Origin of the sequence: Lactiplantibacillus sp. 30.2.29 (genome assembly GCF_018991255.1) — a bacterium.
Classification (GTDB): Bacteria; Bacillota; Bacilli; order Lactobacillales; family Lactobacillaceae; genus Lactiplantibacillus; species Lactiplantibacillus pentosus.
Genome location: NZ_JAGYGU010000023.1, coordinates 30,639 through 54,903, shown reverse-complemented (window position 1 = coordinate 54,903; position 24,265 = coordinate 30,639). Strand labels below are relative to the sequence as shown.

Genomic DNA, 24,265 nt, shown 5'->3' with positions numbered 1-24,265 from the left:
AATGTTAGACCCTAATGTTGAAAGACCGTCATCCTGTGGGGTGGCGGTCTTTTTTTGAACGATGAATTTGGTACTGCCTGAAAGTGATAGATATTATTTATTAGTCATTAAGCTGGAATTTTCATGTGAGTGCACGTTTGATTTGCGAGACATAGTAAGCATAACGTATTAAGTTCAACATTGGTTGCAAATCAGTTGCTTCCGAATAGGGAATCGATGGATAATAATTAACAACTTAGGAATTGAAGGCCAGAAACAATTCATGGGGGTGCAGTTATGGAACAATGTTTTGGAATTATTGGCGGGATGGGCACGATGGCAACTGAGAGTTTTGTACATGCAGTGAATCAGCTGACCAACGCTCATTGTGACCAAGATTATCTGAACTATGTGGTGCTAAACGACGCTCAGATTCCAGACCGAACAGCTTATATTTTGGATCATCATCGCGCCAGTCCATTGCCTGCGTTGAAGTCAGATGTACGACTACTCAATAGATTGGCTGTTCAATTTATAGTGATGACGTGCAATACGGCCCATTATTTCGTGCCTGAGCTAACTAAAATTTCACGCGTTCCAATTTTGAATATGCCTATGGTAGCAGTTAAAGCCGTAAGTCAGCAACACAGTGACTTGCCGTTAAGAATTGGTATCCTGGCAACGACCGGAACGATACAATCTCATCTTTATCAGGACATCATCCACGCTGACGGACATATTCCAGTCGTCCCAAATGAAGCGGAGCAAGTTCAACTCATGGATTTAATTTATCACGATATTAAACAGCACAGTTTTGTGGATCAAGCTAAATTTCACGGGTTAATTGCGCAATTGCTAAACGTTGAACACTGTGACGCCGTTATCTTAGGGTGCACAGAGTTGTCTGTAGCACAAGCCACGAATCCCTTTATGTCTGAAAAAGTGATTGATGCTCAGCAGGAACTGGCTAAAGCTGCAGTATACCGCGCGCAATCGGTTAAGACCACGTTACTTTGGGAGCAACGTACACAGTCGGTGAATAAATGAGTGGGGTGTGTTAGGCTGTCTAATAAAAATAAGCAGCATACTTACTGTGTATCTCGCAGTAGGTATGCTGTTTTGCGTGCATATTTGGATTGTGTGAAATGATCTGACTGATTCAGTATGCTCAGAATCACCATTTATATGTGGAGAATCGTTTTTAAAACGATTGGAGTTCGTTAATTATTGCTCGATCGAGTGACTGTTGATGCAAAAATAATCGCTAGTGATGCTACACGTCAGTAACGCTACAAATTCTTTCTTTGCACTTTCAAGCGTAAAGGTCACGCGGTACAGTTCTCATTATCTATAGAAACTGTAACAAGACTTTCTCTAAATATGGTATGACTTTTCTTTTACTCAAAATTTGCCGTGAATTTACAAAAACAAATTCAGAATGTTCTTCTCGATTTAGATAAATTTTCTGATCAGCTGATATCTCATGTGCCAGATAAACTAATCTTGTAAACACGTGATTTTTGTCCTTATCAAGGACTGAATCTTCCCAGATAATTCTGCTAATTTTTACCTTTAACCCAGTTTCTTCCATACATTCCCGAATTGCTGTTTCTCTTGGAATCTCATTATTGATGGCTAAACCACCAGGAATATCCCAGTATCCAGGGTATACATTTTTATTGCCGTATTCTTTTCGGGTACGCTGTAAAATCAAAAATCCTCGATTGGTTGGTATTAAAACATGCGCGATAATTTCAACCATTATCCTTGCCCTCCTAAAAACTGTATAAAAATCACCCCCGTATGCACGGGGAATAGACTAGCGTAGAAATTTCAGTTAGTCACATTGGAGGATCACCCCCGTATGCGCGGGGAATAGACTAATCAAATGCCGGTAAATCAACAATCCAAAATATAAAAATGACTTTTCTGGGTCAACTTGTCGAAGTGCTAGTGTTTTGACTATAAGGTATGATCCAAATAAATTCAATAATTTGCCATCGGGACGCAGTAATAGGATCACCCCCGCACACGCGGGGAAAAGGTCTTAACTGCGTACATCTGGAATACCTCCTTAGGATCACCCCCGCATACGCGGGGAACAGAATTGGGCGATCGTTAACGTCCACAGATTGAAGGGATCACCCCCGCATACGCGGGGAACAGTGGAACTTGAACCGCCAGCCTTGCAGCATCACAGGATCACCCCCGCATACGCGGGGAACAGCCAACTAACGCAATCGCTCAACAACGCCACTAAGGATCACCCCCGCATACACGGGGAACAGACTAAACAAATCCCGTCATATCAACAATATGAAATCAGTAAATCCAAAATTTACATCAACTTGCTGAATTGACATCTACAACTAGGACTATACAAGAAACTGGGATTTCAAGCAAGATGAATGTCTGCAATGAAACGCAACAAATCTGTAGATGATTTTCTGATTTCTAAATGTTAATATAAGATATACATGATTATAACAACGTTTAATAGGCGTGAATGTTTGATCTATATCCGGAATTTTAAAAAATCCATCCAATAGCTTGCTACCCGCAAATTAATCGGTCTTACTGATTGAGCGTTTGTAGTAATGAATAACTAACGAATATTTTTTGGGGGGAGCATCCGGTATTACTCTGATTTTAAAGATGGATATATACCAGCTTATCAAACTAGCCATATATTTCACGCCGGATAAGCGATTTTCAATAGTTTTCCTGCTACTAGCGTTGTGGCGAAAATTAGTGCGCAATGAATTATAAATACCCCGGCAGTCTAATAGTATAAACATATTAAGAAGGTGAAAATCGATGGCAGAATTTTCACGATTAGCGCAGAGCTTATGGGCTAAGAAGCGTTCTAGTGACGGACAGCGGCTTTGGTTGCCGCTAATCCTCCACTTAAAAGATTGCGAAAATACGATTAATTGGTTATTCAATCACTGGTTAAGTGATGGTCAGCGTCAACAGCTAGCCGCGGCGACCTCTGAGGAGGATGTACAGAAGCTGGTAAAATTTCTCGGTTTTATCCACGACTGCGGAAAAGCGACACCTGCATTTCAGATGAAGCCAGCATATAACGGTGATAACCAGCTAGATCAGATTCTAATAGAACAGCTCATGCGAAGTGGGTTTAAAGATTTAGATGTCCTTAATTTGTCTTCTGCACAGCGTTCACCCCACGCGCTCGCTGGTGAGGCAATTTTGACGGCGTATGGTGTAGATCCCACGATAGGTGCAATCATTGGCGGTCACCATGGCAAACCCGAAAGCGAGCCGCCGGTTCATCAAATTCGAGACTATACTGCTAATTACTTTCAGAGTGATAATCGACCTGAGTTGCAAGTTGAGTGGCAACAGGTTCAGCGTGAATTGGTGGAATACGGGTTGCACAGTGCCGGTTATCAACGTGCGGCTGAGATTCCCGCCATTAATCAACCAGAAGCCGTAATATTAACGGGATTATTAATCATGGCGGACTGGCTCGCTTCCAGCGAATGTTTCGATGGCGACGCTAGCAAGCCACTTTTTCCATTAGTAAATACCGCGCAGTCAGTAGAAACCATCGATGTACAGACACGGTTTCAACGGGCAATTATGACTTGGCGACTAGATGATGAATGGGTGCCAGCACCACTGAGTCAGGATCAAGATCCGTATCAGTTACGTTGGGGATTTCATGCACGTCCGGTTCAAGCAGCAATCACGCGTGCTTTAGGGGCAACTACTGATCCTGGAATGGCAATTATTGAGGCACCGATGGGATTAGGAAAAACGGAAATTGCTTTGATTGCCGTGGAGCAGTTGGCCAGAATGACAGGGCGTGACGGTGTTTACATGGGTCTGCCAACACAAGCGACCACGAATGCGATGTTTGCACGTGTGAACGACTGGCTGGCGAGTGTTGCGGATGAACAGGAAGCCCATCTCTCAATTAAACTAATGCATGGCAAGTCCCAATTTAATCGGACTTATACGGCCTTGCCTAATGCAAGCAACGTTAATTCAACGGATGAACACCACGGTGCCGTGACCTTAAATAGTTGGTTCAGTGGGAAAAAGTCGATCCTGACCAAGTTTACAGTCGGGACGATCGATAATTTGTTACTAATGGGATTGAAACAGAAGCATCTCTTTTTACGTCATCTCGGTTTCTCGGGTAAGGTCGTCGTAATTGATGAAGTCCATGCCTATGACGCCTATATGAATGCTTATTTACTTCGAGCAATCGAATGGCTGGGTGCTTATCATGTGCCCATCGTCATTTTGTCGGCAACTTTGCCAAAAATAAAACGGAATCAGCTCTTAAAAGCGTATTTAAAAGGTAAGTACGGTCGCAAGTTCCATCAATTGTTAAAATTAGCGCCGGCTGGCTGGGAAGACACGAAGGCTTATCCATTACTGAGTGTGTTGGACGGTCCTGAAATTAAACAAGTCACGCATTTTGAAGGACAGAGTGATCAAGCCCCGCTGACGTTAGCTGTCGAGCGTACTAACCAGGATGATCAAGACCTGGTTGCGACGTTGCTGGCGCAGTTGGATGCTGGTGGGGTGGCTGGAATCATTGTCAATACGGTTAAGCGCGCCCAGGCATTAGCAGCTTTGATTCCCGCGGATGTCCCATTGATGGTGTTACACTCTGCATTTTTAGCGCCAGACCGGGCACAACAAGAAGAAAAGTTGCAAGCAGCGATTGGCAAACACGGTCAGCGACCAGCAAAACTAGTCGTGATTGGAACGCAGGTGTTGGAGCAATCCTTGGATATTGATTTTGATGTCTTATACACGGATATCGCGCCAATTGATTTGATCTTACAGCGTGCGGGGCGCCTACACCGGCATCAGACAATTACACGCCCTAAACAATTTCGACAGCCACAGCTCAAAGTGATGGGAATCAATGATTTTGGTGACTACGGTGATGGCAATGAAGCGGTCTATGGCAAGTATTTACTAATGAAGACGGATCATTTTTTGCCTGATAAGATTCAGCTACCTGGCGATATTTCCACCCTTGTTCAGCGCGTCTATGATGCTGCGACGGATGCGGAAGTCCCAGAAATTGAATCTGCTGCGGAGAAATTTGAGACCGATTTGAAAGCCGAACAACAGAAGGCGGGCGTCTTTCAAGTCAAAGCGCCACAGCTAAAGCAGGGGAAAACGCTGCATGGCTGGTTGGATCGAGATCACACAGACGTGGTAAATGACCAACAGGCGAGCGCAGCGGTTCGTGATATTCAGGAAACATTAGAAGTGATTCTGGTTCAACATACGACGGATGGTGACTTTCTACTTGATGGGCGTAAATTGGCCGAGGTTGCTTCTGCCGCAATTGCCCAGCAAACGCTGCGAATACCTGCCGCAATTACGCCAAATATCACGGCGGCCATTACCGAACTAGAAGATTTAACGCGACCCTATCATCTTCGGTGGCAGGATGATGTCTGGCTGAACGGGGCTTTAGTACTACCACTAGACCAGAATCTGACAGCGACATTTAATGGGTGGCAAGTCAGCTACTCGCCACAGCTGGGACTAAGTTATTCAAAGGAGGAATGAACAGGTGGAAAAAACGTTTAATCTGACAACTGAGCCGTGGATTGAAGTCATCGACGCACAGACGAACCAACAGGTATCAGTCTCACTAATTGAATTATTTCAAAATGCACAAAATTATCGCCAGTTAGCCGGTGACATGCGGACACAAGATTTAGCTGTGTTAAGGCTGTTGCTCGCAATTTTAACGACCGTTTATACCCGGTACGATGCGGATAACCAAGGGTATGAGTGGCTGACTATAGCTGATGATTTTAAAGTGGTGAGTGTCGATGAGGACTACGATTCTGATGAAATTCACGATGATTTGAAAAAGACCTGGCAGGACTTGTATGAAGGTGGTCAGTTTACAACAATCGTGACTGATTATCTAAAACAGTATGCCAACCGATTTGATTTGTTTGGTGACCAACCATTTTATCAAGTGACGGCTTCGGAATATGACGCTGTCGTGCCTGAAAACAAGAGCGTTGCGCATGGTCAAAAAACGGGGAAGCCGACTGGACTAGTGGCTATCCGCCAAATGAATCGACGGATTTCCGAGAGTGGCAATTCGGTGGCATTATTCGCGCCGAAAGTCAACGAAACCAAGAATGACTTGACGCACGCTGAGCTAGCTCGGTGGTTGATTATGTATCAAAATTATACTGGTGTGACCGATAAGACAAAAATCAAGAGTGACGAGACCTTCTCTAACGGCGCGGGGTGGCTATATCAGCTTAATCCCGTCTATGCGAATGGCCGGTCACTATTCGAAATTTTGATGCTGAACTTGATCTTAGTGCCAATGGATGAAGATGTGCGGTATCTCGTTCAACGGCCCGTATGGGAGTACACAGGTCTGGCTGACTACCTCAAGGAACGTCGACGAAAACTAGTGCCAGATAATCTTGCGGCACTTTACACCACGTGGTCACGGTTACTGCATATCGAATGGGATGATCAACAGCGACCGCTGATTTTTACTGCGGGCATTCCAATGTTCGATAACGTGGGCGCGCTGATTGAGCCGATGACCTTGTGGCGGCAAGATAAGAAGACCAGCCAGTTCAAGCCGGCGGTCGCTAGTATTAAGTACACAGGTAAAGCCATGTGGCGCAACTTTGGTCAGTATGTCAATGTTAATCGTCGTGATGATATTCATGAAGCTGGCATTGTCACTTGGCTACATTATTTGAAGGCACAAGGATTGGTGCCGGATGAACAGCAATTATGGTTAGCTTCCACAGCGTTATTGAATGATGGCAACATGTCGTCACAGATGCCTGCCACTGAGGTTTATGACGACATGCAGATTCAAGCCGACGTGTTGTTTGATGAGTCCTCCGCGGATTACTGGCCAGTTCGAATTGAAGATGCAATTAACATCACGCAAAAAATAGGTGACGGCTATTATCGCTTTGCCGCAACAATCGGCCAGATTCGGAACATTGATGCCAAACAATTTGGGCAACGTCATAGTGCACAATTTTACGCCGAACTAAATCGGCCGTTTAAGGCATGGTTGGCGAGTCTCACTGGAAATGATGACCGGGAAGCCAAGATCAATGAATGGAAACAAACGTTACAAACAATTACGCTGCAGGCAGCAAATACGATGATGGCGACGAGTTCGTCACGTGATGTGCGCGGAATTGTTGATCATGATAAGAATAATGTGCCCCGGCAGATCAACGTTTTTACGGCTAATAATCAGCTACGGCGACTGGTCTTTACACAGTTGAAAGGAAAGCAGGTGAAGGTTGCAGATGAAAAATAAAATTCAGAAGGTCACTGCCAGTATCATTCGGCAGCTTTATAATCACGGTAATCTCAATAAGGGTGTTTTAGCCAGTGTCCGGCACGCAACAGTACTGAATAGCCCACAAGCCCAGGCGCTGTGGCCAATCATGATGGCTGAGTTAGATGACGAGATGCTGAGTCGTGATGGACGCCCAACAGCAGCCGAAGTGGCCGTGTATACGGCGGTCCGGTTCTATGCGATTCAGCAACAAGGCAGCGAGGTCTTAGTTTATGGCCCAGCTAACTCGCAAACGGATGATACCGAAAAAGGAATCCCATTGTTTCAGGCACTTGCAAAGTTACGACGCAACGAGGAGACGCGGGTCGCACTGGATCGACGCATGCAACCGCTGCTCGCGACGACCAATGTCGCAAGTGCGATTAACGCATTAACTCATTTGGTCAGTATGCTCAAAGCCGCTAATCAACAACAAAAAATCGATTATGCCCGTTTAGCGCAAGATCTCTATTGGTTGCAGCAAAGCTATGAGCGTGCGAGCCAGGTGCGCTTACAATGGGGACAACAATATTATCGACCACAAGACGCTACAGAGAAACCTGAAGGGAAGAAAAACTAATGACGACCAACAACTTATATCTTGATATTCATGTGATTCAAACCGTACCATCTTCAAATATTAACCGCGATGATACTGGTGCGCCTAAAACTGCCTTATACGGTGGCGTTAGCCGGTCGCGAGTCTCCTCGCAAAGTTGGAAACGCGCCGTTCGTCAGAGTTTCCAAGATGACACGATCACGGTAGGTTACAGAACAAAAACAGCGGCCCAGCTGTTGAAGGACGCGCTCCAAAAATTAACGCCAGATTTGAGTGATGATGACGCTTGGGAACAAGTCAATGCGGTCTTTAAGGCAGCCAGTGTTAAGTTGGATAAAAATGAAGAAACCAGTGCATTATTAATGCTTAGTCCTGGTCAAATTGATCAATTGGCTCAGTATGTCAAAGATAACGCAGACGGCGAATTAGATAAAAAGACCATCAAAGCGGTGTTAAAGGGTAATCAGTCGATTGATTTAGCCTTATTTGGTCGGATGGTTGCAGATAATCCTGAATTGAACGTCGAAGCTGCAGCACAGGTCGCCCACGCAATCTCGACACATGAAGTCGTTCCAGAATTTGACTATTTTACGGCCTTGGATGATTTACAACCAGACGATACAACTGGTGCCGCCATGCTTGGCACACTAGAGTTTAATTCAGCGACCCTCTATCGCTATGCCAATATCAATATGAATGACCTGATTGCAAATTTAGGTGAAGCTGCAGCGGTTGACGGTGCGCGTGAATTTGTCAAAGCTTTTGTACTGTCCATGCCAACAGGAAAGCAAAATACGTTCGCCAACAAAACACTGCCAAGTTATGTCATGTTGACATTGCGTACTGATACGCCAGTGAACTTGGTCTCAGGCTTTGAAGACCCGGTCACTTCGAAGCAGGGCTATGTTAAGCAATCGATTGAGAAATTGAATGCTGCTTATAAACAGACGTTGCAATTCGTCGAGAAACCAGTGCTAAATGTTGCGTTGGGTGCTGATGCGTCAGCAATTGCAGTGCCAGCTGAAAACTTAACGGATCTGTTGGGACAAGTCACGACGGAATTAACGAAGGTGGTCAAGGATGAAAACGGTAACGATTAGACTGACAGCGCCGTTGCAATCCTACGGTGATGAAGCTAACTTCGATCGTCGAACGAGCTATGATTATCCATCTAAAAGTGCAATTGTTGGACTGATTGCAGCAGCGTTGGGCTATCGGAGAACAGATGCCCGGATTCAAACGCTGAATCAGCTTGACTACGCAGTGCGAATTGACCAACCAGCGGAACCACTCACAGATTTTCAGATTGTTGAATGGAAGCGCGGCAAACGTAAACTGACCTATCGGGATTACCTCCAAGACGCGGTCTTCTTGGCCGCAGTTGGAAGTGAAGATGATGCACTTATTGACAGGATCGATTGGGCATTACATCATCCGCGTTTTCAGCTGTCATTAGGTCGACGTGCCAATGTGCCAGCAGGTCCAATCATGACCAAGATCGCCTCGGGGTCCAATCCAACACAAGTATTGCAGTCTTTATCTTGGCACGCGTCGAGATTTTATATGAAGAAAACGAAAAGCCCTACCTTTGTGGCAGAGCTGATTGCTGATGCGGCATTGTTGCCCAATCACCGAAGCTCGATGGTCAAGGACAACGTGATTACCTTTGATCAACGAGAACGTCAGTATGGTTTTCGGGCTGTGGCTATTGATCGGGTGCCATTAGAGAATCCATATCACCCTGATCGTACCGCTGAGACAGATCACGATATGATGACTTTTCTCTGGAAGGAGGACCAACGCTGATGTATTTATCAAGAGTTGAAATTGATCGAGATAATCGCTATAAGACTAGAGATTTAACTCATTTAGGCGCTTATCACAATTGGGTTGAACAGAGCTTTCCTGAAGAAATCGAAAATAATCAGCGTGGTCGGCATCTGTGGCGAATTGATCGGTTGAACGGCAAAGATTATTTATTGGTATTAAGTGCGGACCGGCCTAAGCTTGAACAACTGGAACAATATGGTGTTGAGGGAACTGCACTAACCAAGTCATACGATACTTGGTTAGACCATATAGAAGCGGGCATGGTGTTGCGGTTTCGATTGACGGCCAATCCGACGCATTCAATTATCGAACCTAACCATCCTAAGGGTCGAGTCGTGCCGCATGTGACCATTGAGCAGCAGAAACAATGGTTGGCAGACCGGGCGCTTCGAGCGGGCTTTGAGTTAGTCGCACGTGCAGACACAGCTGCTGATGAGACGGAAAAATTAGCATTCGATGTTGTGAGTCATGACTGGCCCACGCTTCATCGACGCAAAGGACGGAGTGTTCGACTTAGCAGAGTCACCTTTGAAGGGATGTTGCGTGTGCAAGATGCTGACACTTTTAAGCAGACTCTGACCAAGGGGCTAGGACGTGAAAAAGCATTCGGTATGGGATTGATGACCGTAATTCCGACAGAATAACTAGTTGTATGGTGTGAGCTATGTACCGTACGTTGCCGTATATGCGGTGAATTTCATGAGTATGTCACGCACTGCAAACTTGTACAAGTTAGAAATTCCGATACAGAAAAGCGAGCCCCCAACCAAGGGACTCGCTTTTCTATCACTCATAATACTATTCCGTATGATGTTTCCGAACCGGGCTGACCCAAGTTCCGCTACCGTAACCAAGAATCGTTTTAACGGCTGGAATCAGTGTTGTAACGAGGGCGAGTGCGTTGACTTGCCAGTAGATCAGCATGTAAAGCGGCATGAAAATCAAGTATTTGAATTTACGACCGCGGTCATCGACAATCAGGGCTGACAGTAGCTGCAAGATACCGGCAAACATCTCGAAAGTCACGAAGATGAAGGCCATGCAGAACATGTGGTAAACCCGTTCGTAGTTGCCGGTGAAGAAGAAAGTGACCAGTGAAATTAAAAAAATCAGTGTTGAGACAAAGAAGAATAGGGACCAGATAATACTCAAGGTTTGGTCAGTAATGAACGCCCATTGCTTGAGGTACTTGCCAGGATGGCTTGCGACCCGTTTAAAATTGGTCAGCAATACTTCTGTCCCACCCTTAGCCCAACGTTTCCGCTGGTGATAGAGCGCGTCCAGATTTTCAGGAACGTTCATATAGAATAAAATGTCTGGCGAGAAGACGGTCGTCCAACCATTCAATTGGTGATCCCAGGCAATACTGATGTCTTCAGTGGCACGGTCTTGCCGGAACAAGCCGACGTCAATCAAAGCATCGCGGCGATACATCGTGTTGGCACCACTGTAGGCATACATATTACCCAGCGCGCTAACTTGACTCCGCTTGATAACGCCGACAATACTTGAGAATTCGACGGTTTGTGACTTGGCAATAATTGTACTTCGATTTTGAACGTCCATGTTAGCCGTAACTGCGGCGGTGTTGGCGTGTTCTTCGCCCATGAAATAACTCATGTATTTCCACAGTGCATCAGGTTCCGGGATCGAATCAGCATCGTTACTGAGAATAAACTCGCCGCGGGCAAAACTAACGCCGACGTTAAAGGCGTGCGCTTTCCCTTGATTCTTTTTGATCGTAATGACCCGCAAGTTATCATAAACGGTCTGGAGCCGTTCCAGAATAGCCGGCGTTTCATCAGTGGAACCATCATCAGTAACGAGCACTTCGTAGTTTTGATAATTTAAATTGTTCATTAAGTAGTTGATGGTGTGCTCAATCATAACTTCTTCGTTGTGCGCTGGAATCATGATGGTAATAAAAGGTTGTTCTGCAGGCGCGAGTTCCTTGAATTCAACATCATCTTTGTGGCGGTGCCGGTAGACCAATTGGTAACAGAGCACGCCGATGAACCACGCGAAGGCCCCTAGGATTGGGTAGGAGACCAGTAGCAGCAGGACAAAGTTCCAGATGCTTTCGAAGGGCTTAAGTGTTTGCATAATTTCCATAGATTAGTCCTCGTATAATTTGTGAATTTCGTTGACGTCGAGATTTTGTTCCGGATCAACCGTGTAGTGCTTGACGTGTTGACGGAAGGTGGCTTGTCCAAAGCGTTGCGTGTAAAAATTATTCAAACGGCGCTTACGAACATCCAACCGCTCTTCATCATATTGCCGTTCCTTACTAATATGTTGTTTGACCCGGTGATTGTTATGGATCGTGGAAATAATCACAATAATGGCAATCAAAATGAACGCAAAGATGAAGAACCGGTCAAAGAAGTAGAAGAGCGTCTTACCTTCCTCGTACTTCCAAGCGTGAATGAAGCGCGGGTTGTTGGCCAATAATGTTGACGAAATCGTCCAGTAGACTGGAACAGCCACGCAAATCCAGGCGACAATGGCGACGAGGGTTTGCCAGATTTTTGTCCACCAATGCCCCTTCGAAAAGTATTTGTCGGTAACATATTGTTTCATCACATCTTTTTTCTCCATAAACAGACCTCCATAATAAGTATTTTGATAACTCGCAATGGGTGCGATTAATTTATTTCTTGACTGATGGCAACCGTTTAAATGCTGATTATTGACCAGGGTTATCTTGAACTGAAACTGCGCCAAACAGTTTCAACTCAGATTTGCCCTTTGACCATAATCATAAGCTTACACGAGGATTGCAGTTGCATGCAACGAATATGCACATCAGTATTATGGCATAAGTCAAACGCGCGACATCACACTTCAAATATACGCTCAAGCACGCCATTTGTGAATCTATTTTGACGGATTTGGCCGATTCACATTTAGATGCGGATAGCAGGATGAACCAGCACGATTCGTTCACTTGTGGCATCATCTGACTAATTCTAGGCTTGATCACTGCGCCATTATCACCTTTGACAGAGTTAATGTCAGAATTCTTATCGCGACTAACTTTTCAAGTCATGTTCACGGGTGTCGATAACGAGGGCGTCCTGATGCCCACTCATTGGCAATGAATTTCCACCAGCCATCCAACTAATTTAGTGACTATTTACGTCAGTGCCATACCAACTGAACCACAAGCATCAGCTAATCGCAGCATCCATCTTCAGCAAACTGATACTTTCATTTTCAGGATATTGTCATTATATGGGTGGATTTTCGTTGCTTATTTTCAAAAAACAAATTATTATATAATGATGACTAAAATTAGCTCGTAATCGTCATGGAATCCGGTCCCAGTCCTGATTTGGTCCGGTATTTCGTGAACCAGTATGATAAAATGGGCTAGTGGGGTTAGATCAATAACCAAATAATCCAGTGAGAAGTGAAGGGGATAACGATGATTAATCAATTTAAACCAACTTGGATGATACCAGCAATTTATAATGTGACGCCAGCACAGCTACGGGCGCAAGGTATCAAGGCCGTTTTTACCGATCTTGATAACACGTTGATTGCCTGGGATAATCCAGATGGCACCCCGGAACTGAAAAAGTGGCTGCATGCGTTGCAAGACGCTGGGATTCCGTTAGTCGTCGTTTCGAATAACTCGGAAGCACGTATCGCCAAGGCATTGGAGCAGTTAGATTTGCCATTCGTTTCGCGGTCGTTGAAGCCGTTACCGATTGGACTCAATAAGGCCCGGCACGATTTAGGCTTACACAAAAATGAAGTGGTGATGGTCGGTGACCAATACATCACGGACATGTGGAGTGCCCACTTAGCCGGTGTGCCAAGTATTCTGGTCAAGCCAATCGTGACGACGGATGCCTGGAATACGCGCATCAACCGCTTCTTTGAACGCTTTATTAAATTACGATTAGCACATGTTTATCCAGAAATGCATTTTCAGGAGGACTTAAATAAGTGAGTGAAACATCAGAAGAAACTTTATATTGTATCGGCTGTGGGGCGGCCATTCAAACGACGGACCCCAAAGCGGCGGGGTATACCCCGAATAGTGCGCTGCAAAAATCCTTAGCAAGCGATGCGCAGGACTTATATTGTCAACGTTGTTTTCGACTGCGGCACTACAACGAAATCGTGCCAGTTGGCTTAACGGATGATGATTTTCGGCGCTTACTGGCAACAATTCGAGATGCCAACGCGCTAGTCGTCTACGTGGTTGATATTTTTGATTTAAATGGGAGCATTATCCCGGGACTGCAACGGTTCGTTGGTGATAATCCTGTCTTGTTAGTCGGTAACAAGGAAGACGTTTTGCCACGGCAATTACGGCGGACTAAGTTGCGTGAATGGATGAACCAACAAGTTCGGGAGCAAGGCATCAAACCGGTAGATGTGGCATTGACAAGTGCTAAAAAGGGCCATGCCATCGACGACTTATTAGCGATGATTGAAAAATATCGGCGCGGTCGGGATGTCTATGTCGTTGGGGTCACGAATGTCGGTAAATCGACCTTGATTAATCGAATCATTGCCAATAATACCGGTTTGAAGGACTTGATCACGACGTCGCGGTTCCCTGGCACGACGTTGGATAAAATCGAAATTCCGTTGGACGATGGCCACAAGATGGTTGACACGCCTGGGATTATTCATCCCGAACAGATGGCACACGTGTTGTCTGGCGATGATTTGAAGTTGGTCTCACCGCAAAAAGAAATTCGGCCCAAAGGTTTTCAATTGGGCAACGGTCAGACCTTATTCTTAGGTGGCGTCGCCCGTTTGGACATCGTTGATACACTGAAACCAACTGGGACGGTTTACGTTGACAACAATCTGACGTTACATCGGACCCGGACAGAAAATGCCGATAATTTCTATACGAAACATGTCGGCGAGTTGATCACACCACCAACTGGCGCGGCAGTCGCAGACTTTCCACCGTTAGTTCGGCACGAATTCAAGGTCACTGAAACGAGTGACATCGTGTTTGAAGGCCTAGGATGGGTCACCGTCGCTGCGGATACGCGGGTCGCTGGCTGGGCGCCTAAGGGTGTTGCTGTGCTCACACGGCCAGCGATGATCAACAAACGCTAATTAATGACTAGGACTGTTCCCGCCACGGATCGACAGCGAGTTCAGCCAGTCAAACTAACCATAATATAGGAGTAAATCAAATTTAATGGAAAATTTACGTGGAAAACAGAAGCACTATTTACGTGGTGAAGCCCACCACATGCGGCCACTTTTTGCCGTGGGTAAGAATGGCTTGACTGATGAGTGGTTGACACAGCTGACTGGTGCACTCGACAAACGCGAGCTCATCAAAGTTAACATCTTACAAAATGCCGATGTGACGACTGCGGATGTGAAGGCGGCCATCGAACAAAATACGGCTATCACGGTTGTTCAAACCATTGGCCGGGTGCTGGTCCTATACTTGCCAGCAAGTCATGAGGAAGACCGGCACTACTCATTAGAAGTTGCAAAGTTATAGGAGGAATGACGGGTGCAGACGGTTAATCAAACAGCGACGAAAGTTCTGACGGAAACGGTGACGAATCGACCTCGACGCCGTGTTGGTATTTTAGGTGGCACGTTTAACCCACCGCATTTAGGGCACTTGATCATGGCCCAACAAGTTGGTGACCAGCTTGGTCTGGATGAGGTTCGCTTCATGCCGGATGCTGAGCCACCACACGTTGATGAAAAAAAGACGATTGCGGTCGAGGACCGGGCCAATATGGTCCAAGAAGCGATCGTCGATAATCCGCTTTTTCGGTTGGAAACTGCCGAAATTGAGCGGGGTGGTAAGAGTTATACTTACGACACGATGAAGGCACTCAAAGCGAAACATCCAGATACTCAGTACTATTTTATTATCGGCGGGGATATGGTCGATTATTTGCACACATGGTACCATATCGAGGATCTCGTGAAGCTGGTCACCTTTGTCGGTATCAAACGGACCGGGTATCCGACGACGAGTCAATATCCCGTCATCTGGGTCGATGCACCACTGATTGACATTAGCTCGACTCAGATTCGTCAAAAAATCAGTCATGGCCATTCCGTTCGCTATTTAGTGCCGGAAGCCGTGGCCGCTTATATTAAGGAGCATCATTTGTATGAGCAAAACGATTGAGTATACTGAAGACATTGTTCCATATAGCCACGAAGCGTTAATGGCCAAAGTCGCGGCACAGTTGACTGATAGCCGTTATCAGCACTGCTTACGTGTTGAACAAACGGCGCGAAAGTTAGCTGCAGCTAACGGCGTGGACGTTGAATTAGCTGGAATTGCGGGCTTGTTACATGATTATGCCAAGCAGCGTGACGACGCGACCTTTATTGACCTGATTAAGTCGCGGGGGATGGCACCAGACTTGGTGGCATATGGTAACGGGGTCTGGCACGGCTATGTTGGTGCTGAACTCATCAAGGACGAACTACACATTTATAATGAGGCGATTCTCAACGCGGTGCGGTTGCACACCGTTGGGGCGCCGTACATGACGAAATTAGATCAGATTATTTTTATGGCTGATTTTATTGAACCGGCGCGAGATTTCCCTGGCGTTGATGAAGCGCGCAAGGCGACTGCTGAGTCGCTTGCAGCGGGAGTCCGTTTCCAGATTCAACATACATTAGCTTATTTAATTCAAAAGGGTGCGCCCGTTTATCCGCAGACGTTAGCAACTTATAATGCCTGGGTCGGTGGCGTTGCACCTGAATATGCCAACTAAATTTAAGGGAGAGTTTTATGGATAGCAAAGAACTTTTACAATTAACTGTTGAGGCTGCTGATGACAAGCGGGCCGATGACATTGTCGCATTGGACGTCGCTGAAGTTAGCTTGATGGCTGATTATTTTGTGATTTTATCAGCTGATTCTAAACGGCAAGTCCAAGCCATCGCGGATAACATCGTTGAATTTATTCGCAAGGCGGGTTCAGACGTGAAGAGTGTCGAAGGTCGGACTGCCGGTGAATGGGTCTTGATCGATGCCGGTGACGTGATCGTACACGTCTTCCAAAAGGATGCGCGCGCACACTACAACCTTGAAAAGTTGTGGTCCGACGCCCCATTGGTAGACGTTGATCAATGGGTCAACGCATGATTTATCAGACGTTTGCCGAACTTTACGATGAACTTTTTGATCCAGCCATGTACCAGCAATGGCTGGATTTTGTCCGTCGAGAGTTACCTCATAAGGACGGTCAATTGCTGGAATTGGCCTGTGGAACGGGTCGCTTGGGCGTGTTGCTCGCACAGGATGGTTATCAAGTGACCGGATTAGATTTATCAGACAATATGTTGGCATTGGCTCAAAACCATGCGGATGAGGCGGCGGTGACCTTACCACTCTTACAAGGGGACATGCTGGACTTATCAGCCATTGGCCAGTTTGATGCTGTCACGTGTTTTGCCGATTCATTTTGCTATTTGCCTGATATCGCGACGGTGCAGCAGTCCTTTGAGCAGGTTGCGCAGCACTTAACGGCGAGTGGCGAATTCCTCTTCGACGTGATTACGCCGTATCAAACGGATGAGGTCTATCCAGGTTATATGTATAATTATCGTGATGAAGACCGGGCATTTATGTGGACCAGTTATGCCGGGGAACAACCGCACAGTGCCGAGCATGATTTGACGTTTTTTATCTACAATGAAGACAAACAAGCTTTCGATGAAGTCAGCGAATTACATCAAGAACGCACGTATGTGTTAGCTGATTACCAGCAGGCACTGCAGGCGGCTGGATTCAGTCAAGTGACGGTGAGTGCGGATTTTGGTCGGCAACAACCGGATGCCCAGACGACGCGCTGGTTCTTCAAATGTCGTAAATAAAGTGAGTGAGTGTTGGGAGGCCTAGTCGATGCAAGCAGTCGGGTTAATAACTGAATATAATCCATTGCATAATGGTCATCGCTATCACTTGCAGCGTGCCAAACGGCTGACTGGTGCCGATTGTGTCGTAGTCGTCATGAGCGGCAATTGGTTACAGCGTGGTGAACCCGCCATTCTGGATAAGTGGACCCGGTCTAAGCTAGCCTTGGAAAACGGGGCGGATTTGGTGGTTGAATTGCCGGTGTTTTATGCCACGCAGCCGGCCCACTTATTCGCTGAGGGTGGCATTCGGTTGTTGAGTGCGCTGGGCTGTACGAGTGTCGTTTTTGGCGCGGAACACCCAGATTTAGACTTTAAACGGTTGACGGCTGAGATTGAAGGCCATCAAGATGCGTTTAGTCACTACAACGCCACCTATGCGACGCAGTTCAACGCTGCCTTAAAAGCGGCGACTGGGGTGACATTAACGGCGGCCAATGACATGCTGAGCTTTTGTTATTACACTGCCAATCAGGCTTTGGCGCACCCGATGCAGTTGTATCCCATCCAGCGCCAACAGGCCGACCATGCTACGCCGACGATAACGGCTGGACAAGCGTACGCGAGTGGCACAGCGATTCGTCAGGCAGCTTTTGCGCAGGATTGGCCTGCAATCGCGCCAGTCGTACCGAGCGATACACTGACGGCGTTAAAGAGCCAGCGGTTGCAGCGGTGGCAAGACTTTTGGCCGTTGCTGCATTATCAACTACTAACGGTCGACGTGGCTCATAGCGGGCAATACGACCAAATGGCAGAAGGACTCGAGTATCGCATGCAAGCGATGGCCCAACAAGCGACGGACTTTGATAACTTTATGCACCTTGTCAAGTCCAAACGGTACACGTATACGCGGCTCCAACGCGTGGCAACGGCAGCTTTATTGCAACTGACGCAACAGGAGGTGCAGGCCGCCCAAGCAGCACCGTATTTACGGTTGCTCGGGTTTACCCCTAAGGGTCAGGCTTACTTGCATCAGGTCAAAAAACAATTGCCGCTACCACTGTATACCAAAATTAATCAAGATTTACGACAACATGCGCTTAATCTTGATTACCGAGCGGGACGGGTCTATGAATTAATTAATGGACAGTCTCAAGATTTATATCGGCGACCTTGGCGAATGCCAGCAATTTCAGTTGACCAACCAGAACTTTCTTGATATGGTTAGGACTGATGACGGGCATTTTGACCTGTCAAGGAAAAAACATTGACAAAGGATTTTCACACAGGTATAATTTATCACGTTGCATTAGGAGGTTTTTAAATGAAATGGTCACTTTCACAGCTTAAAACGTACCGTGAAACGCCACTCCAGTTTGATGAAGCATTGGACTTAAAACACTCCTTGATGAGCCGTTATCCTGAAATTATCGATGTTAAATCCGTTCACGCAACGGGTTTGGCCAGTTATGACAAGGATAACGTGTTGATCACTGCGAAGATTGACGCGACGTTAACGTTGCCGTCAAGTCGGTCGCTAACGCCAGTGGATGTGCCATTGGCTTTTCAGATGACAGAATATTATGTTCCCCAGGGAACGGATCTCAGTCGCTTTGACGAGGAGACCGATACGGTAATTATTTTACCTGAAGATGATATTTTAGATTTTGATGTCGCTGTGGAGGATAATATTTTAATTCACATCCCCATGCAGATTCTTTCTGAAGCTGAGCAAGACGGGGCCCCAATGCCAACAGGTAAGGGCTGGGAAGTTCTCTCTGAGGACGACCAAGCGTTGCAGGCTGCAGAACTTAAAACTGTTGATCCGCGTTTAGCTAAGTTAAAAGACCTGTTCCCTGATCAGGAAGACAAGGATTAAGTTAGCTAAGCGTATCAAAAATCACATTATGTGAATTCATTTGAAGGAGGTGTAGGTTGATGGCTGTACCAGCAAGAAGAACATCTAAGATGCGTAAACGCAACCGTCGTGGTCATATTAAATTGGCTACACCAAATTTGGCACCATGCCCAAATTGTGGCGAATTACGTGTATCACACCGTGTTTGCCCAAGTTGTGGTTACTACAACGGCAAGCAAGTCGTAAAAGTAAACAACTAATTGTTAGTTGGTGAACAGTGACATTGCGGCCATGGCGCATGGCACTTTTCGTTACCATAATACGATCTTAAAAAACTCGCTTAGGCGGGTTTTTTTAGTGTCTTCAATAAAGTGAATTTTGGGGAGCTTCGTCCAAAACAGGGCTCTTGGTCAGAGGTTGCTGAAAAACCTGTCGAACGATCAAATTACGTTGTCGACATTCCTCAAAATACAAAGTCAGCACTTAAAGTGGAGATTAATTCCCATTTTGAGGGCTGACTTTGCTTTGGAGTGGTGAACTAAAAATCAGTCATTTAGTTTTTCAGCAACCACCTTCGTCAAGTGGAGTTGGTTGATAGAATGACTATGGCGTGACTGGGTGTGTGACCATCTTGGCGTTGACTGGGAACTTGCTCTAAGCAGTCTTGCTTAGCATTTCGTTAAGCAAAGTTGACGGAAAATCAAGGGCGGCCTTGTCCAGCTAGGTTGAGGAAACCCAGCAGATGTTCCTTGGTTTGAATTGGTCCAGTTCCTTCAGCCTAATTGCGACGCCACATGGTCAACCGGGCCGTTTTGCATATTGATTGCGAGACCTCATCAGACTTCCGTATACTAAGGGAAACAAATGGGCACAGTCCCATGACGATTGTTACTGACGCAGCGACAAGGAGGTTATGGCGATGATGAGCAAAAGAAGTGGCGTCGGGCTGGTACTGCTAAGTGTGATCTTGTTAGCGGGGTGTGGGACCCGGCAGTCGGAAAAAGACGAGGCGACCAGCCAGTCGCGTAGTAGTCAAAGTAGTTCGACGAAAAGTGTGACGGATACGACAAAGGTGTCCTTAAACGCGGCTATCAAGGCATTTCAACAACAATATCCGGATGCCAGTTTGACGAGTATCGAGCTAGAAGATCAACTCGGCCGCCCCGTTTATACGCTGGAAGGTGTCGGTGGCACTCAAGAGCACGAATTACAGCTGAACGGGCGGACGGGAAAGGTCATCAGCAAACACTCCGAACGGCTGGACCAGGACGACCAAGCTGAGGTTGAGAACGACCGACTCAATTTGAAAAAGGTCATCAGTCCTAGTAAAGCGGTTGCGATTGCTGTCCATGATCGTAATGGCGGTTATGCCAGTGAGCTCAAATTGGATAAGGACAACGGCACGACTTATTGGGAAGTCCAGGTGCATCAAGGAAAACAACAAGTTGAGATTAAGATTGACGCCCAGGAAGGAAGTATTTTGAAAACTGAACATGACGATTAGGGTCACTTGGTTGTCAGTAAACAGTGGCGATGAATCAACCAGTCATGAGTCACGCAATTGAAAAGGTTCTTACTGAAAGTATCCGCGCGAAAAGGCCTGTGAGTGACCCCAATGCGCTCTCAGAAGCTCGATAATAAATATGCGCAAATACACGGCGCGTTGCCCCAGAGAGGGTGATGGGCCGTTTTAAGCGAGATAACGCGGACTGTTCGATTTGATGCCACGAATTTCAATGGTAACTAGTCTTGAACTTAGAAAATAGCATGATTCATGAAAATTAATTTCGTCCTGTAATGACTTATATGAAATTAATTTTGAAATTTGCGGTCATTTACTTTATAAAGAACACTTTTTCTGGTACGATAGTTGCGTATTAAAAATTGGGAGGCAATAAACTAATGAGTAATGAAAAACCACAAATTGGTGTCATTGGGATGGCCGTCATGGGTAAAAACCTGGCGTTGAACATCGAAAGCCGCGGCTACAAAGTTGCGATTTTTAACCGGACGGGTTCTAAGACTGAAAAGGTCGTTAAGGACCACGCTGACAAGCAACTCGTTCCAAGTTACAAGATTGAAGACTTTGTCGCTTCACTTGAAACACCACGTCGAATCATCATGATGGTCAAAGCTGGTAAGCCAACTGATGCTGTGATTGATGAATTATTACCATTACTAGATAAGGGCGATGTCTTAATTGATGGTGGGAACACCAACTTTAACGACACGATGGCTCGTAACGCTCGTTTGGACAAATCAGGAATCAACTTCATCGGCATGGGTGTTTCCGGTGGTGAATTAGGCGCCTTACAAGGCCCATCATTGATGCCTGGTGGCCAAAAGGAAGCTTATGACTTAGTTGCCCCAATCTTGGAAAAGATCTCTGCTAAGGCCCCTCAAGACGGCGCACCTTGCGTCACTTACATCGGCCCGAATGGTGCTGGTCACTACGTCAAGATGGTCCACAACGGTATCGAATACGGGGACGAAGAATTAATCGACGAATCTTACAACATTATGCGTAACGTTGCTGGGTTATCGGTTGACGAAATGTCCGATATCTTTACTGATTGGAACAAGGGCGAATTAAGCAGCTACTTGATCGAAATCACCGCTGATATCTTGTCACGTAAAGATGATTTAGGCGAAGACAAGACTAAGCCAATCGTTGACATGATCTTAGACCGTGGGAACAACAAGGGGACTGGTAAGTGGAGTTCCGAAGATGCGTTGAACATCCAAGTCCCACAATCAGTAATTACTGAAGCCGTTTATGCACGTTACATCTCAATGATGAAGAACGAACGGGTTGCTGCTTCTAAGAAGTTAGCTGGCCCAACTGCTGACGTTAAATTACCAGCCAAGGAAGAATTGGTTGAAAAGATTCGTCAAGCGCTCTACTTCAGTAAAATCATGAGTTATGCGCAAGGCTTCGAACAATTACGGTTTGCTTCTGAACACTATAACTGGGATCTGAAGTTCGGTGAACTTGCTCAAATCTGGCGTGCCGGCTGCATTATCCGTGCCCAATTCTTACAAAACATCACCGATGCATTTGATAAGAAGCCAGATTTAAATAACTTGTTGATGGACGACTACTTTGCTGAAATCGCAGCTAAGTATCAACAATCAACTCGTGAAGTATTGAGTCTTGCCATCCAAGCTGGTGTACCAGTACCTTCATTCAGTGCGGCATTGTCATACTATGACTCATACCGTGCAGAAGTTTTACCTGCTAACTTGTTACAAGCACAACGGGATTACTTCGGTGCCCACACCTACGAACGGACTGACCGTGAAGGCTTGTTCCATTACAGTTGGTACGAAGAACAATAAAGTTTAGCTAATTGAAATGAACTGTGACTGACAATTTTGATTGTTGGTCGCAGTTTTTTGTTTTGTCGTGAGATGAATTTTATCAAAACGAGTGCAAGTTTGATTAAACGAGGGTTTTAGTGGCTAAGAACATACGTTTGCGTTAAAATAGAACTAAGTATTCTCGTGAAAGTAGGGATTGCCATGCGGCAAGAATCATTATTTAATCCCGACAAGGCCAGCGCGAGTCCATTGGCCTATCGGGTTCGGCCAGTGAACTTGGATGGCTTCAAAGGCCAAGACCATTTATTAGGCCCAGGTAAACTATTGCGGCAGCTGATTGCTGAAGACCAGTTACCGTCGCTGATTTTCTGGGGACCACCCGGGGTCGGTAAGACGACCTTGGCTGAAATCATTGCCCAGCAGACACAGTCGCATTTTATTACGTTTAGCGCGGTCACTAGTGGCATCAAGGCGATTCGTGAAATTATGGATGAGGCCGAAGCCAACCGCGATTTTGGTGAAAAGACGATCGTATTCATTGATGAAATTCATCGGTTCAATAAAGCCCAACAAGACGCTTTTCTACCGTATGTTGAACGGGGAAGTATCACCCTAATTGGGGCGACAACTGAAAATCCATCGTTTGAGATCAACGCGGCGTTACTCTCACGGTGTAAAGTGTTAGTCTTAAAAGCCTTAACGACGGACGCATTGGTGGCAGTCTTGCAGGGCGCACTGGACAATCCGAATGGGTTTCCAGATTTAACCATCCATCTGCAACCTGATACGCTCCAGTTAATTGCGGAATTCGCGAACGGGGATGCCCGCATGGCACTCAACACGTTAGAAATGGCCGTGCTCAATGGTGACCGTGATGGACAAAACGTGACGATCACCACGGCTGGATTATCACAGCTGATCAATACCAAGTCATTGCGCTACGACAAGCATGATGAGGAACACTATAATATCATTTCTGCCTTGCATAAATCGATGCGGAATAGTGACGTGGATGCTGCCATTTACTGGCTGATGCGGATGCTCGCAGGTGGTGAGGATCCATTATACATTGCGCGCCGGCTGATTCGATTTGCCAGTGAAGATATTGGCCTGGCGGACCGGCAAGCCTTGCCGCTGACGGTCGCGGTCTTTCAAGCCTGCCAGATGATTGGGATGCCAGAGTGTGACGTCAACCTGACCGAAGCAGTCACTTATTTGGCGCTCGCGCCAAAATCCAATGCGCTGTATGCAGCGAAATCAGCCGCACAAGCTGACATCAAGGCGACGGGGAATTTGCCAGTGCCATTACAGATTCGTAATGCGCCCACAAAATTAATGAAAGATTTAGGTTATGGTTCCGATTATCAATATGCACATGATACGGCCGATAAATTAACGACCATGACGACGATGCCAGCCGAGTTGAGTACGCATCATTATTACGAGCCAACCAGCCAAGGACAAGAGAAAGCCTGGCAACAACGGCTGGCTGCAATTCGTCAGTGGCACCAGCAACACCAGTCGAATGACCAGCCAGATGACGAGACATAAA

At 46.2% G+C, this 24,265-nt stretch carries 23 protein-coding genes and 1 CRISPR repeat array; of the genes, 20 read left to right on the top strand and 3 right to left on the bottom strand.

What is annotated here, in order from left to right; translation table 11 throughout:
* Positions 1-276: 276 nt before the first annotated feature.
* The gene (locus KGF65_RS12570) at positions 277-1,026 is read left to right on the top strand and encodes an aspartate/glutamate racemase family protein (protein WP_105923727.1); all 750 of its coding nucleotides are present in this window, start codon (positions 277-279) and stop codon (positions 1,024-1,026) included.
* 301 nt (positions 1,027-1,327) lie between these two features.
* Here the strand turns inward: KGF65_RS12570 and KGF65_RS12565 are convergent, their stop codons facing one another.
* Positions 1,328-1,741, bottom strand: coding sequence for an NUDIX hydrolase (locus KGF65_RS12565; RefSeq protein WP_105923726.1), 414 nt, complete (start codon positions 1,739-1,741; stop codon positions 1,328-1,330).
* A gap of 253 nt (positions 1,742-1,994) precedes the next feature.
* Positions 1,995-2,267: a CRISPR direct-repeat array (repeat unit 29 nt; unit sequence AGGATCACCCCCGCATACGCGGGGAACAG).
* Positions 2,268-2,796: 529 nt separating this feature from the next.
* On the opposite strand from KGF65_RS12565, the gene cas3 reads away from it, so the two are divergent.
* Genes cas3 through cas6e form a run of 6 tightly spaced genes read left to right on the top strand, consistent with a single transcriptional unit; the run spans position 2,797 to position 10,354 of the window.
* Entirely contained in the window at positions 2,797-5,544 is a 2,748-nt protein-coding gene (gene cas3 / locus KGF65_RS12560) for a CRISPR-associated helicase Cas3' (protein ID WP_216788203.1), read from the top strand.
* A 4-nt stretch (positions 5,545-5,548) separates the two neighbouring features.
* On the top strand, positions 5,549-7,300 hold the full coding sequence (locus KGF65_RS12555; protein ID WP_105923723.1) for a type I-E CRISPR-associated protein Cse1/CasA: 1,752 nt from the start codon (positions 5,549-5,551) through the stop codon (positions 7,298-7,300).
* Positions 7,290-7,901, top strand: coding sequence for a type I-E CRISPR-associated protein Cse2/CasB (casB, locus tag KGF65_RS12550; RefSeq protein WP_050338825.1), 612 nt, complete (start codon positions 7,290-7,292; stop codon positions 7,899-7,901). Before KGF65_RS12555 ends, casB begins: the two co-directional genes overlap by 11 nt.
* Positions 7,901-8,980, top strand: coding sequence for a type I-E CRISPR-associated protein Cas7/Cse4/CasC (gene cas7e, locus KGF65_RS12545; protein ID WP_105923722.1), 1,080 nt, complete (start codon positions 7,901-7,903; stop codon positions 8,978-8,980). Before casB ends, cas7e begins: the two co-directional genes overlap by 1 nt.
* On the top strand, positions 8,961-9,686 hold the full coding sequence (cas5e, locus tag KGF65_RS12540; RefSeq protein ID WP_216748067.1) for a type I-E CRISPR-associated protein Cas5/CasD: 726 nt from the start codon (positions 8,961-8,963) through the stop codon (positions 9,684-9,686). Before cas7e ends, cas5e begins: the two co-directional genes overlap by 20 nt.
* A complete protein-coding gene (gene cas6e, locus KGF65_RS12535) occupies positions 9,686-10,354 on the top strand; it encodes a type I-E CRISPR-associated protein Cas6/Cse3/CasE (protein WP_105923720.1) in 669 nt (222 codons plus the stop codon). Before cas5e ends, cas6e begins: the two co-directional genes overlap by 1 nt.
* A gap of 154 nt (positions 10,355-10,508) precedes the next feature.
* Here the strand turns inward: cas6e and KGF65_RS12530 are convergent, their stop codons facing one another.
* Both KGF65_RS12530 and KGF65_RS12525 read right to left on the bottom strand, forming a co-directional pair.
* Positions 10,509-11,822, bottom strand: coding sequence for a glycosyltransferase (locus KGF65_RS12530; RefSeq protein ID WP_105923719.1), 1,314 nt, complete (start codon positions 11,820-11,822; stop codon positions 10,509-10,511).
* Positions 11,823-11,825: 3 nt separating this feature from the next.
* Positions 11,826-12,308 carry a hypothetical protein gene (locus KGF65_RS12525; RefSeq protein ID WP_105921372.1) on the bottom strand — a complete coding sequence of 161 codons (483 nt, stop codon included), beginning with the start codon at positions 12,306-12,308 and terminating at the stop codon, positions 11,826-11,828.
* Positions 12,309-13,137: 829 nt separating this feature from the next.
* Here KGF65_RS12525 and KGF65_RS12520 point away from each other — a divergent pair.
* From KGF65_RS12520 to KGF65_RS12460, 13 genes are all read left to right on the top strand, one after another.
* A complete protein-coding gene (locus KGF65_RS12520; protein WP_050338820.1) occupies positions 13,138-13,668 on the top strand; it encodes a YqeG family HAD IIIA-type phosphatase in 531 nt (176 codons plus the stop codon).
* A complete protein-coding gene (gene yqeH, locus KGF65_RS12515; protein WP_105923718.1) occupies positions 13,665-14,801 on the top strand; it encodes a ribosome biogenesis GTPase YqeH in 1,137 nt (378 codons plus the stop codon). Before KGF65_RS12520 ends, yqeH begins: the two co-directional genes overlap by 4 nt.
* 85 nt (positions 14,802-14,886) lie before the next feature.
* Entirely contained in the window at positions 14,887-15,201 is a 315-nt protein-coding gene (gene yhbY / locus KGF65_RS12510; RefSeq protein WP_003638540.1) for a ribosome assembly RNA-binding protein YhbY, read from the top strand.
* A gap of 12 nt (positions 15,202-15,213) precedes the next feature.
* Positions 15,214-15,849, top strand: coding sequence for a nicotinate-nucleotide adenylyltransferase (locus tag KGF65_RS12505; protein WP_050338818.1), 636 nt, complete (start codon positions 15,214-15,216; stop codon positions 15,847-15,849).
* The gene (yqeK, locus tag KGF65_RS12500; protein WP_088769629.1) at positions 15,833-16,450 is read left to right on the top strand and encodes a bis(5'-nucleosyl)-tetraphosphatase (symmetrical) YqeK; all 618 of its coding nucleotides are present in this window, start codon (positions 15,833-15,835) and stop codon (positions 16,448-16,450) included. Before KGF65_RS12505 ends, yqeK begins: the two co-directional genes overlap by 17 nt.
* Before the next feature lie 17 nt (positions 16,451-16,467).
* Positions 16,468-16,824 (top strand): ribosome silencing factor, encoded by a 357-nt coding sequence (rsfS, locus tag KGF65_RS12495; RefSeq protein ID WP_003638543.1) that lies wholly within the window; start codon positions 16,468-16,470, stop codon positions 16,822-16,824.
* Positions 16,821-17,555 carry a class I SAM-dependent methyltransferase gene (locus KGF65_RS12490; RefSeq protein ID WP_105923728.1) on the top strand — a complete coding sequence of 245 codons (735 nt, stop codon included), beginning with the start codon at positions 16,821-16,823 and terminating at the stop codon, positions 17,553-17,555. Before rsfS ends, KGF65_RS12490 begins: the two co-directional genes overlap by 4 nt.
* Positions 17,556-17,583: 28 nt before the next feature.
* The gene (locus KGF65_RS12485; protein ID WP_105923716.1) at positions 17,584-18,753 is read left to right on the top strand and encodes a nucleotidyltransferase; all 1,170 of its coding nucleotides are present in this window, start codon (positions 17,584-17,586) and stop codon (positions 18,751-18,753) included.
* A gap of 105 nt (positions 18,754-18,858) precedes the next feature.
* The gene (locus KGF65_RS12480) at positions 18,859-19,413 is read left to right on the top strand and encodes a DUF177 domain-containing protein (RefSeq protein ID WP_003638546.1); all 555 of its coding nucleotides are present in this window, start codon (positions 18,859-18,861) and stop codon (positions 19,411-19,413) included.
* A gap of 59 nt (positions 19,414-19,472) precedes the next feature.
* Positions 19,473-19,652 carry a 50S ribosomal protein L32 gene (rpmF, locus tag KGF65_RS12475; RefSeq protein WP_003638547.1) on the top strand — a complete coding sequence of 60 codons (180 nt, stop codon included), beginning with the start codon at positions 19,473-19,475 and terminating at the stop codon, positions 19,650-19,652.
* Positions 19,653-20,311: 659 nt separating this feature from the next.
* Positions 20,312-20,896, top strand: coding sequence for a PepSY domain-containing protein (locus KGF65_RS12470; RefSeq protein WP_105921374.1), 585 nt, complete (start codon positions 20,312-20,314; stop codon positions 20,894-20,896).
* A gap of 398 nt (positions 20,897-21,294) precedes the next feature.
* On the top strand, positions 21,295-22,731 hold the full coding sequence (gene gndA, locus KGF65_RS12465) for an NADP-dependent phosphogluconate dehydrogenase (protein ID WP_088769627.1): 1,437 nt from the start codon (positions 21,295-21,297) through the stop codon (positions 22,729-22,731).
* Between the two features lie 183 nt (positions 22,732-22,914).
* Entirely contained in the window at positions 22,915-24,264 is a 1,350-nt protein-coding gene (locus KGF65_RS12460) for a replication-associated recombination protein A (protein ID WP_216748066.1), read from the top strand.
* The last annotated feature ends 1 nt before the right edge of the window (position 24,265 follow it).

Bases quoted from the DNA above. Each gene is read 5' to 3' on its own strand.
- KGF65_RS12570 (WP_105923727.1), top strand. From the start codon at position 277: ATGGAACAATGTTTTGGAATTATTGGCGGGATGGGCACGATGGCAACT.
- KGF65_RS12565 (WP_105923726.1), bottom strand. From the start codon at position 1,741: ATGGTTGAAATTATCGCGCATGTTTTAATACCAACCAATCGAGGATTT.
- cas3 (WP_216788203.1), top strand. From the start codon at position 2,797: ATGGCAGAATTTTCACGATTAGCGCAGAGCTTATGGGCTAAGAAGCGT.
- casB (WP_050338825.1), top strand. From the start codon at position 7,290: ATGAAAAATAAAATTCAGAAGGTCACTGCCAGTATCATTCGGCAGCTT.
- cas7e (WP_105923722.1), top strand. From the start codon at position 7,901: ATGACGACCAACAACTTATATCTTGATATTCATGTGATTCAAACCGTA.
- cas5e (WP_216748067.1), top strand. From the start codon at position 8,961: ATGAAAACGGTAACGATTAGACTGACAGCGCCGTTGCAATCCTACGGT.
- cas6e (WP_105923720.1), top strand. From the start codon at position 9,686: ATGTATTTATCAAGAGTTGAAATTGATCGAGATAATCGCTATAAGACT.
- KGF65_RS12530 (WP_105923719.1), bottom strand. From the start codon at position 11,822: ATGGAAATTATGCAAACACTTAAGCCCTTCGAAAGCATCTGGAACTTT.
- KGF65_RS12525 (WP_105921372.1), bottom strand. From the start codon at position 12,308: ATGGAGAAAAAAGATGTGATGAAACAATATGTTACCGACAAATACTTT.
- KGF65_RS12520 (WP_050338820.1), top strand. From the start codon at position 13,138: ATGATTAATCAATTTAAACCAACTTGGATGATACCAGCAATTTATAAT.
- yhbY (WP_003638540.1), top strand. From the start codon at position 14,887: ATGGAAAATTTACGTGGAAAACAGAAGCACTATTTACGTGGTGAAGCC.
- yqeK (WP_088769629.1), top strand. From the start codon at position 15,833: ATGAGCAAAACGATTGAGTATACTGAAGACATTGTTCCATATAGCCAC.
- rsfS (WP_003638543.1), top strand. From the start codon at position 16,468: ATGGATAGCAAAGAACTTTTACAATTAACTGTTGAGGCTGCTGATGAC.
- KGF65_RS12490 (WP_105923728.1), top strand. From the start codon at position 16,821: ATGATTTATCAGACGTTTGCCGAACTTTACGATGAACTTTTTGATCCA.
- KGF65_RS12485 (WP_105923716.1), top strand. From the start codon at position 17,584: ATGCAAGCAGTCGGGTTAATAACTGAATATAATCCATTGCATAATGGT.
- KGF65_RS12480 (WP_003638546.1), top strand. From the start codon at position 18,859: ATGAAATGGTCACTTTCACAGCTTAAAACGTACCGTGAAACGCCACTC.
- rpmF (WP_003638547.1), top strand. From the start codon at position 19,473: ATGGCTGTACCAGCAAGAAGAACATCTAAGATGCGTAAACGCAACCGT.
- KGF65_RS12470 (WP_105921374.1), top strand. From the start codon at position 20,312: ATGATGAGCAAAAGAAGTGGCGTCGGGCTGGTACTGCTAAGTGTGATC.
- gndA (WP_088769627.1), top strand. From the start codon at position 21,295: ATGAGTAATGAAAAACCACAAATTGGTGTCATTGGGATGGCCGTCATG.
- KGF65_RS12460 (WP_216748066.1), top strand. From the start codon at position 22,915: ATGCGGCAAGAATCATTATTTAATCCCGACAAGGCCAGCGCGAGTCCA.